The 11,106-nt window shown below is 42.6% G+C and carries 6 protein-coding genes, 1 tRNA gene, 1 rRNA gene and 1 pseudogene; all 9 read left to right on the top strand.

Annotated features, from left to right (window positions below; genetic code table 11):
* The first annotated feature begins 24 nt into the window (after positions 1-24).
* Positions 25-2,559, top strand: coding sequence for a DNA mismatch repair protein MutS (gene mutS, locus CYK16_RS09290; RefSeq protein ID WP_101776938.1), 2,535 nt, complete (start codon positions 25-27; stop codon positions 2,557-2,559).
* Positions 2,560-2,705: 146 nt separating this feature from the next.
* Positions 2,706-4,412 (top strand): multidrug efflux ABC transporter subunit PatA, encoded by a 1,707-nt coding sequence (patA, locus tag CYK16_RS09295; protein WP_101776939.1) that lies wholly within the window; start codon positions 2,706-2,708, stop codon positions 4,410-4,412.
* Between the two features lies 1 nt (position 4,413).
* Positions 4,414-6,180: a multidrug efflux ABC transporter subunit PatB gene (gene patB, locus CYK16_RS09300; protein WP_101776940.1), complete on the top strand. Its 1,767-nt coding sequence runs from the start codon at positions 4,414-4,416 to the stop codon at positions 6,178-6,180.
* A gap of 138 nt (positions 6,181-6,318) precedes the next feature.
* On the top strand, positions 6,319-7,008 hold the full coding sequence (locus CYK16_RS09305) for a gamma-glutamyl-gamma-aminobutyrate hydrolase family protein (protein WP_060806191.1): 690 nt from the start codon (positions 6,319-6,321) through the stop codon (positions 7,006-7,008).
* A gap of 171 nt (positions 7,009-7,179) precedes the next feature.
* Positions 7,180-8,529 (top strand): glucose-6-phosphate isomerase, encoded by a 1,350-nt coding sequence (locus CYK16_RS09315; protein ID WP_060806190.1) that lies wholly within the window; start codon positions 7,180-7,182, stop codon positions 8,527-8,529.
* Between the two features lie 127 nt (positions 8,530-8,656).
* A complete protein-coding gene (gene gltX / locus CYK16_RS09320; RefSeq protein WP_060806189.1) occupies positions 8,657-10,117 on the top strand; it encodes a glutamate--tRNA ligase in 1,461 nt (486 codons plus the stop codon).
* 13 nt (positions 10,118-10,130) lie between these two features.
* Positions 10,131-10,566, top strand: a pseudogene (locus tag CYK16_RS09325) (cytidine deaminase family protein).
* A gap of 145 nt (positions 10,567-10,711) precedes the next feature.
* Positions 10,712-10,783 (top strand) — tRNA-Glu (locus tag CYK16_RS09330).
* A 243-nt stretch (positions 10,784-11,026) separates the two neighbouring features.
* Positions 11,027-11,106: ribosomal RNA gene (locus CYK16_RS09335) — 16S ribosomal RNA — on the top strand; the annotation flags it as partial.

Raw genomic sequence — 11,106 nt, forward strand, 5'->3', positions numbered from 1 at the left:
ATTTTTGACAAGGAGAGACGGAAAATGGCGACAGAAAAGCTATCACCCGGGATGCAACAGTATGTGGATATTAAAAAGCAATACCCAGATGCTTTTTTGCTCTTTCGTATGGGTGATTTTTATGAATTATTTTATGAGGATGCGGTCAATGCTGCGCAGATTCTGGAAATTTCCTTAACGAGTCGCAACAAGAATGCCGACAATCCGATTCCTATGGCGGGTGTCCCCTATCATTCTGCCCAACAGTACATCGATGTCTTGATTGAGCAGGGCTATAAGGTAGCCATTGCAGAGCAGATGGAAGATCCTAAACAAGCAGTTGGGGTTGTGAAACGAGAGGTTGTTCAGGTCATTACCCCAGGGACAGTGGTTGATAGCAGTAAGCCGGATAGCCAGAATAATTTCTTGGTTGCCATAGACCGTGATGGCAATCAGTTTGGTCTAGCTTATATGGATCTAGTGACAGGTGATTTTTATGTGACAGGTCTTTTGGATTTCACGCTGGTTTGTGGGGAAATCCGTAACCTCAAGGCTCGAGAAGTGGTGCTGGGCTATGACTTGTCTGAGGAAGAAGAACAAATCCTCAGTCGCCAGATGAATCTGGTGCTTTCCTATGAAAAAGAAGGCTTTGAAGACCTTCATTTACTGGATTCACGATTAGCAGCGGTGGAGCAAGCGGCATCTAGTAAGTTGCTCCAGTATGTCCATCGAACCCAGATGAGGGAGTTGAACCACCTCAAACCTGTTATCCGTTATGAAATCAAGGATTTCTTGCAGATGGATTATGCGACCAAGGCTAGTCTGGATTTGGTTGAGAATGCTCGTTCAGGCAAGAAACAAGGCAGTCTTTTCTGGCTTTTGGATGAAACCAAAACGGCTATGGGAATGCGTCTCTTGCGTTCTTGGATTCATCGCCCTTTGATTGATAAGGAACGAATCGTCCAACGTCAAGAGGTGGTGCAGGTTTTTCTCGACCATTTCTTTGAGCGCAGTGATTTGACAGATAGTCTCAAGGGTGTTTATGACATTGAGCGCTTGGCTAGTCGGGTTTCTTTTGGCAAAACCAATCCCAAGGATCTCTTGCAGTTGGCGACTACCTTATCCAGTGTGCCACGGATTCGAGCGATTTTAGAGGGAATGGAGCAGTCTGCTCTGTCTTATCTTATCGAACAATTGGATGGAATTCCTGAGTTGGAGAGTTTGATTAGTGCAGCGATTGCTCCTGAAGCTCCTCATGTTATTACAGATGGGGGAATTATCCGAACTGGATTTGATGAGACTTTAGACAAGTACCGTCGCGTTCTCAGAGAAGGGACTGGATGGATTGCTGAAATTGAGGCTAAGGAGCGAGAAAACTCTGGTATTAGCACGCTTAAGATTGACTACAATAAAAAGGATGGCTACTATTTCCATGTGACCAATTCTCAACTGGGAAATGTGCCTGCTCACTTTTTCCGCAAGGCAACGCTGAAAAACTCAGAACGCTTTGGAACTGAGGAATTGGCCCGTATCGAGGGGGATATGCTGGAAGCACGTGAGAAGTCAGCTAACCTAGAGTACGAAATCTTTATGCGTATTCGTGAGGAAGTCAGCAAGTATATCCAGCGTTTGCAGGCTTTAGCTCAAGGAATTGCGACAGTTGATGTCTTGCAAAGTCTGGCGGTTGTAGCTGAAACCCAGCATTTGATTCGACCTGAATTCGGAGATGATTCGCGAATTGATATCCAGAAAGGGCGCCATGCTGTTGTTGAAAAGGTCATGGGGGCTCAGACCTATATTCCAAATACGATTCAGATGGCAGACGATACTAGTATTCAACTGATTACAGGGCCCAACATGAGTGGGAAGTCAACCTATATGCGTCAGTTAGCCATGACGGCAGTTATGGCCCAGTTGGGTTCTTATGTGCCAGCAGAAAGTGCCCATTTACCGATTTTTGATGCAATTTTTACCCGTATCGGAGCAGCCGATGACTTGGTTTCAGGTCAATCAACCTTTATGGTGGAGATGATGGAGGCCAATAATGCTATTTCGCATGCGACCAAGAACTCTCTCATTCTCTTTGATGAGTTAGGTCGTGGAACTGCAACTTATGACGGGATGGCTCTTGCCCAGTCTATCATCGAATACATTCACGAACATATCGGAGCCAAGACCCTCTTTGCGACCCACTACCATGAGTTGACTAGTCTAGAGTCCAGCTTGGAACACTTGGTCAATGTCCACGTGGCAACCTTAGAGCAGGATGGGCAGGTCACCTTCCTTCATAAGATTGAACCAGGTCCAGCTGATAAATCCTACGGTATCCATGTTGCCAAGATTGCTGGCTTGCCAGCAGATCTTTTAGCAAGGGCGGATAAGATTTTGACACAACTGGAGAGTCAAGGGGGAGAAAGTCCAAGTCTGATGAGACAAACAAGTGCTGTCACAGAACAGATTTCACTCTTTGATACGACTGAAGAACATCCTATCCTAGCAGAATTAGCTAAGCTGGATGTTTACAATATGACACCTATGCAGGCTATGAATGTCTTAGTAGAGTTAAAACAGAAACTATAAAACCAAGACTCACTAGTTAATCTAGCTGTATCAAGGAGACTTCTTTGACAATCCCCCACTTTTTTGCTAGAATAACATCACACAAACAGAATGAGAAGGAGCTGACACATTGTCGCTCCCTTTTGTCTATTTTTTAAGGAGAAAGTATGCTGATTCAGAAAATAAAAACCTACAAGTGGCAGGCCTTGGCTTCGCTCCTGATGACAGGCTTGATGGTTGCTAGTTCACTTTTGCAACCGCGTTATTTGCAGGAAGTCTTAGACGCCCTCCTTGCTGGAAAATATGAAGCTATTTATAGTATCGGGGCTTGGTTAATTGGTGTGGCCCTGGTTGGTCTAGTTGCTGGTGGTCTCAATGTTGTCCTTGCAGCCTATATTGCCCAAGGAGTTTCATCTGACCTTCGGGAGGACGCCTTCCGTAAAATCCAAACCTTTTCTTATGCCAATATTGAACAATTTAATGCGGGAAATCTAGTCGTTCGCATGACAAATGACATCAACCAGATTCAGAACGTGGTCATGATGACCTTCCAAATTCTTTTCAGACTTCCCCTCTTGTTTATCGGTTCGTTTATCCTGGCGGTTCAAACCCTACCTTCTCTGTGGTGGGTGATTGTTCTCATGGTAGTCTTGATTTTTGGCTTGACTGCTGTCATGATGGGAATGATGGGGCCTCGTTTTGCCAAGTTTCAAACCCTTCTTGAACGCATCAATGCCATTGCCAAGGAAAATCTGCGCGGTGTTCGTGTGGTCAAGTCCTTTGTCCAAGAAAAAGAGCAGTTTGCTAAGTTTACAGAGGTATCAGACGAGCTTCTTGGTCAAAACCTTTACATTGGTTATGCCTTTTCAGTAGTGGAACCCTTTATGATGTTAGTCGGCTACGGGACGGTTTTCCTCTCTATTTGGCTAGTTGCTGGGATGGTTCAGTCGGATCCGTCAGTTGTTGGTTCCATTGCTTCCTTTGTCAATTACCTAAGCCAGATTATTTTTACCATTGTTATGGTTGGATTTTTGGGAAATTCTGTCAGTCGTGCTATGATTTCCATGCGTCGTATTCGAGAAATTCTGGACGCAGAGCCAGCCATGACCTTCAAGGATGTCCCAGATGAAGAGTTGGTCGGAAGTCTTAGCTTTGAAAATGTGACCTTTACCTATCCAATGGACAAGGAACCAATGCTGAAAGATGTAACCTTTACTATCGAACCTGGTCAAATGGTTGGTGTAGTTGGAGCGACTGGTGCAGGAAAATCAACCTTGGCTCAATTGATTCCACGTCTCTTTGACCCACAGACAGGGGCTATCAAAATTGGAGGCAAGGATATTCGCGAAGTGAGTGAAGGTACCCTGCGTAAAACAGTGTCTATCGTTCTCCAACGTGCCATTCTCTTCAGTGGAACCATTGCAGATAACTTGAGACAGGGTAAGGGAGATGCTACTCTATTTGAAATGGAGCGTGCAGCCAATATTGCCCAAGCCAGTGAATTCATTTATCGTATGGAGAAAACCTTTGAGAGTCCAGTTGAGGAACGGGGAACCAACTTCTCAGGTGGGCAAAAGCAAAGGATGTCGATTGCGCGCGGGATTGTCAGCAATCCACGTATTCTGATTTTTGATGATTCGACCTCAGCCTTGGATGCCAAGTCAGAGCGCCTGGTTCAGGAAGCCTTGAATAAGGACTTAAAAGGCACAACAACCATTATCATCGCTCAAAAGATTAGCTCAGTTGTTCATGCGGATAAAATTTTGGTTCTGGATCAAGGTCGATTGATTGGTCAAGGGACACATGCAGACTTGGTTGCTAATAATGCCGTTTACCGTGAAATCTATGAAACACAGAAAGGAAAGGAGGAGTAAGATGAAGACAATTCAATTTTTTTGGAATTATTTTAAAGTCTATAAGCTATCATTTGTAGTTGTCATCCTGATGATTGTTCTAGCGACTCTTGCCCAAGCCCTCTTTCCGGTCTTTTCTGGACAAGCGGTAACGCAACTAGCCAATTTAGTTCAAGCTTATCAAAATGGTAATCCAGAACTTGTCTGGCAAAGTCTATCAGGAATCATGGTCAATCTTGGTCTGCTGGTTTTGGTTCTCTTTATCTCCAGTGTCATATACATGTGTCTCATGACGCGCGTGATTGCAGAATCGACCAATGAGATGCGCAAAGGCCTCTTTGGCAAGCTTGCGCGATTGACGGTTTCTTTCTTTGACCGCCGACAAGATGGGGATATCCTGTCTCGTTTTACCAGTGATTTGGATAATATCCTCCAAGCCTTTAACGAGAGCTTGATTCAGGTCATGAGTAATATTGTTTTATACATTGGTCTGATTCTTGTCATGTTTTCGAGAAATGTAACGCTGGCCCTCATTACTATTGCCAGCACACCAGTGGCCTTCCTCATGCTGATTTTTATCGTGAAAATGGCACGCAAATACACCAACCTCCAGCAAAAAGAGGTAGGGAAGCTCAATGCCTATATGGATGAGAGTATCTCAGGTCAAAAAGCCGTCATTGTCCAAGGAATTCAAGAGGATATGATGGCAGGATTTCTTGAACAAAATGAGCGCGTGCGCAAGGCGACCTTTAAAGGAAGAATGTTCTCAGGAATTCTTTTCCCTGTCATGAATGGGATGAGTCTGGTTAATACAGCCATCGTTATCTTTGCTGGTTCAGCTGTTCTACTGAATGATAAGACTATTGAAACAAGTACAGCCCTCGGTTTGATTGTTATGTTTGCCCAATTTTCTCAGCAGTACTACCAGCCTATTATTCAAGTTGCGGCTAGTTGGGGAAGCCTTCAGTTGGCCTTTACAGGGGCTGAACGGATTCAGGAAATGTTTGATGCAGAGGAAGAAATCCGACCTGAAAATGCTCCAACCTTCACTCAGTTGCAAGAAGGTGTTGAAATCAGCCACATTGATTTCTCATACTTGCCTGATAAACCCATTTTGAAAGATGTCAGCATTTCTGCTCCTAAAGGCCAGATGACAGCGGTTGTTGGTCCGACTGGGTCAGGGAAAACGACTATTATGAACCTCATCAATCGCTTTTATGATGTTAATGCTGGTGGGATTTATTTTGACGGTAAAGACATCCGTGACTATGATTTAGATAGTCTCAGAAGCAAGGTGGGAATTGTCTTGCAAGATTCGGTCTTGTTTAGCGGAACGATTCGAGACAATATCCGTTTTGGTGTGCCAGATGCTAGTCAAGAAATGGTTGAGGCAGCAGCCAAGGCAACCCATATTCACGACTACATCGAAAGCTTGCCTGATAAGTACGATACCCTTATAGATGATGACCAGAGCATCTTCTCGACAGGGCAAAAACAATTGATTTCTATCGCTCGAACCCTGATGACAGATCCAGAAGTTCTCATTCTCGATGAAGCCACTTCAAACGTAGATACGGTGACAGAAAGTAAGATTCAGCACGCCATGGAGGCGGTTGTAGCAGGCAGAACCAGTTTTGTTATTGCCCATCGTTTGAAGACCATCCTTAATGCAGACCAGATTATTGTCCTTAAAGATGGAGAGGTCATTGAACGTGGTAACCACCATGAACTCTTGAAGCTAGGTGGATTCTATTCAGAACTCTATCACAATCAATTTGTTTTCGAATAAGAAAAAAGTTGTCCTATGTGGGCAGCTTTTTCTTGTCCATAAAAAATATTTATCACAGACTTAAAAAAAACATATTAGACGAAAGACGTTTTGAGTGATATGATAGGACTATCGTTAACATTCGAAAGGAGAGACATCATGGCTAGAACGGTTGTAGGAGTTGCTGCAAATCTATGTCCTGTAGACGCAGAAGGAAAAAACATTCATTCATCTGTATCTTGTAGATTCGCAGAGAGCATTCGTCAAGTCGGTGGTCTCCCTTTAGTCATTCCTGTTGGTGATGAGTCAGTGGTGCGCGATTATGTGGAAATGATTGACAAATTGATTTTGACAGGAGGCCAAAATGTCCATCCTCAGTTTTACGGAGAGAAAAAGACCATCGAGAGCGATGATTACAATCTAGTCCGTGATGAATTTGAATTGGCGCTTTTGAAAGAAGCGCTCCGTCAGAATAAACCAATTATGGCAATCTGCCGTGGTGTCCAACTTGTCAATGTTGCCTTTGGTGGAACCCTCAATCAAGAAATCGAAGGTCACTGGCAAGGACTACCTTTCGGAACATCTCACTCTATTGAGACAGTGGAAGGAAGCGTGGTGGCTAAGTTATTCGGAAAAGAAAGTCAGGTTAACTCTGTCCATCGTCAGAGTATCAAAGATTTGGCACCTAATTTCCGCGTGACCGCTATTGATCCAAGAGACAAGACCATCGAAGCGATTGAGTCTATCGACGAGCACCGCATTATCGGTTTGCAGTGGCATCCAGAGTTTCTGGTTAATGAAGAAGATGGCAATTTAGAATTATTTGAGTATTTATTGAATGAACTGTAACGGCTGGAACATCTAGTCGTTCTTTCTTTTTATTATTTCAAAATTTTTGGAATGTGGGATTTTTACGCAAACGTTTGAATTCTGATAAAAATTGGAGAAATTCGACAAAAAAACTTGAAAAAAACGAAGGTAAGCGTTATGATAGAAAAGAAGAAATATTGGAGGAATAACATGTCACATATTAAATTTGATTATTCAAAAGTTTTAGACAAATTTGTTGCACCACATGAAGTGGAATACATGCAATCACAAGTAACAGCAGCAGATGAATTGATCCGTAAAGGAACTGGTGCTGGTAGCGACTTCTTGGGATGGTTGGACCTTCCTGAAAACTACGACCGTGAAGAATTCGGCCGCATCTTGAAAGCTGCTGAGCAAATCAAATCAGACAGCGATGTTTTGGTTGTGATTGGTATCGGTGGATCTTACCTTGGTGCCAAAGCAGCAATCGACTTCTTGAACCACCACTTTGCTAACTTGCAAACAAAAGAAGAACGTAAGGCTCCACAAATCCTTTACGCAGGAAACTCAATCTCATCTACTTACCTTGCTGACTTGGTAGAGTATGTTTCAGACAAAGACTTCTCAGTAAACGTAATTTCTAAATCAGGTACAACAACTGAACCAGCTATCGCTTTCCGTGTCTTCAAAGAACTCTTGGTTAAGAAATACGGACAAGAAGAAGCCAACAAACGTATCTATGCAACAACTGACCGCCAAAAAGGTGCTGTTAAGGTTGAAGCAGATGCCAACGGTTGGGAAACATTTGTGGTTCCAGATGACATCGGTGGACGCTTCTCAGTATTGACAGCTGTTGGTTTGCTTCCAATCGCTGCTTCAGGAGCTGACATCAAAGCCCTTATGGAAGGTGCTAACGCAGCTCGCAAAGACTACACTTCAGATAAAATCTCTGAAAACGAAGCTTACCAATACGCAGCAGTTCGTAACATCCTTTACCGTAAAGGCTATGCAACTGAAATCTTGGTAAACTATGAACCATCACTTCAATACTTCTCAGAATGGTGGAAACAATTGGCTGGTGAATCAGAAGGAAAAGACCAAAAAGGTATCTACCCAACTTCAGCCAACTTCTCAACTGACTTGCACTCACTTGGTCAATTTATCCAAGAAGGAACTCGTATCATGTTTGAAACAGTCGTCCGCGTTGACAAACCTCGTAAGAACGTGATTATCCCTAGCTTGGAAGAAGACCTTGATGGACTTGGTTACCTTCAAGGAAAAGACGTTGACTTTGTAAACAAAAAAGCAACTGACGGTGTTCTTCTTGCCCACACAGATGGTGATGTACCAAACATGTACGTCACTCTTCCAGAGCAAGATGCTTTCACTCTTGGTTACACTATCTACTTCTTCGAATTGGCTATCGCCCTTTCAGGTTACTTGAATGCTATCAACCCATTTGACCAACCAGGTGTTGAAGCTTACAAACGTAACATGTTTGCCCTTCTTGGAAAACCAGGATTTGAAGAATTAAGCAAAGAACTTAACGCACGTCTATAATAGAAGAAAAGAGTGGTTTGTCCACTCTTTTTACTCTCTTTATCCATAGAAATTGGACTCAGCCAAGACTTGTGATATAATATAGAGAGCAAAAAGGCAGACGCCTAGAGACTTTATAGGAGAAACTATGTCAAAAGATATCCGCGTACGTTACGCACCAAGTCCAACAGGACTACTACACATCGGAAATGCCCGTACAGCATTGTTCAACTACCTTTACGCACGTCATCACGGTGGAACTTTTATTATCCGTATCGAAGATACTGACCGTAAACGTCATGTCGAGGATGGTGAACGTTCACAGCTTGAAAATCTTCGTTGGTTAGGCATGGATTGGGATGAAAGCCCAGAAACACATGAAAACTACCGCCAGTCTGAGCGCTTGGACTTGTATCAAAAATACATCGACCAATTGCTAGCTGAAGGAAAAGCCTACAAATCTTATGTTACAGAAGAAGAATTGGCGGCTGAACGCGAACGCCAAGAAGCGGCTGGTGAAACACCACGCTACATCAACGAATACCTTGGTATGAGTGAAGAGGAAAAAGCTGCTTACATTGCAGAACGTGAAGCAGCTGGTATCATTCCAACAGTTCGTTTGGCTGTCAATGAGTCAGGTATCTACAAATGGCATGACATGGTCAAAGGCGATATCGAATTTGAAGGTGGCAATATCGGTGGTGACTGGGTTATTCAAAAGAAAGACGGTTACCCAACTTACAACTTTGCCGTTGTTATCGATGACCATGATATGCAAATCTCTCATGTTATCCGTGGAGATGACCATATTGCTAATACACCAAAACAGCTTATGGTTTATGAAGCACTTGGTTGGGAAGCTCCAGAGTTTGGTCACATGACCTTGATTATCAACTCTGAGACTGGTAAGAAGTTATCTAAACGTGATACTAATACACTTCAATTTATCGAAGATTACCGAAAGAAAGGTTACCTTCCAGAATCAGTCTTTAACTTTATTGCTCTTCTTGGTTGGAACCCAGGTGGCGAAGATGAAATATTCTCTCGTGAAGAATTGATTAAACTTTTCGATGAAAACCGCCTCAGCAAATCTCCTGCAGCCTTTGATCAGAAGAAACTCGACTGGATGAGCAATGATTATATCAAGAATGCAGACCTAGAAACTATCTTTGAAATGGCAAAACCATTCCTAGAAGAAGCAGGTCGATTGACTGACAAGGCTGAAAAATTAGTTGAACTCTATAAACCACAAATGAAATCAGTCGATGAAATTATCCCATTGACAGATCTCTTCTTCTCAGATTTCCCAGAATTGACCGAAGCAGAGCGGGAAGTCATGGCGGGGGAAACAGTCCCAACAGTTCTTGAAGCCTTCAAAGCAAAACTTGAAGCAATGACAGATGATGAATTTGTAACAGAGAATATCTTCCCACAAATTAAAGCTGTTCAAAAAGAAACAGGTATTAAAGGGAAAAATCTTTTCATGCCTATTCGTATCGCAGTTTCAGGTGAAATGCATGGACCAGAATTACCAGATACTATCTTCTTGTTAGGCCGTGAAAAATCAATCCAACATATCGAAAATATGTTAAAGGAAATCTCTAAATAAGAAGGATGCAACAATGGACATCTGGGAAAAGATGTACGAAGAAGCACAGAAATTGTATAATCCACATGAAGTATCTGATTTTGTTTATGCTAATCATGTCGTTGCCGCAGTAGAAGCAGAAGATGGACAAATAGTTACAGGATTCTGTATGGAGGGAACCTGTGGTGTTTTCCATCTCTGCGCAGAGCGGGCAGCACTCTTCAATAATGTACCAATTCTCGGGACAAACTAAGGTTAGAAAAGTCTTAGCCTTTCGAGATAAAGCACCTTATGGTGGAAGTTCAGCCATGCCTTGCGGTGCTTGTAGAGAATTTCTTTTAGAACTGAATACTGAAAATAAAGATGCAGAATTCATGATGGACTATAATATAAGAAAAACAGTTAAAGTCGCAGAACTAATCCCGTATTGGTGGGGAGAAGAACGTGCTTCTAAGTTTAATGAACAATAGAAGAGTCAGTACAATTCTGGCTCTTTTTACTATAATTTGAAAAGCTGCACTTGAAAAGAATTGAAAGATTTGTAAAAAGTTTAAAAAAGGTGTTGACAAAAAACAAAAAGCCGGTATAATAGTAAGAGTTGAAAATAACAACTCAGGTCCGTTGGTCAAGGGGTTAAGACACCGCCTTTTCACGGCGGTAACACGGGTTCGAATCCCGTACGGACTATGGTATGTTGCAGTTGGAACACTTGATGAAAAAAAAGTTTTAAAAAAGTTTCAAAAAGTGTTGACAAGCGAAAGCTGCTGTGATATACTAATATAGTTGTCACTTGAGAGAAGTGAGTGACAAAGACCTTTGAAAACTGAACAAGACGAACCAATGTGCAGGGCGCTACAACTAAGGTTGTAGTACTGAACAATGAAAAAACAATAAATCTGTCAGTGACAGAAATGAGTGAGAACTCAAACTTTTAATGAGAGTTTGATCCTGGCTCAGGACGAACGCTGGCGGCGTGCCTAATACATGCAAGTAGAACGCTGAAGGAGGAG

This window comes from Streptococcus oralis subsp. dentisani (assembly GCF_002860905.1).
Taxonomy (GTDB): domain Bacteria; phylum Bacillota; class Bacilli; order Lactobacillales; family Streptococcaceae; genus Streptococcus; species Streptococcus oralis_BA.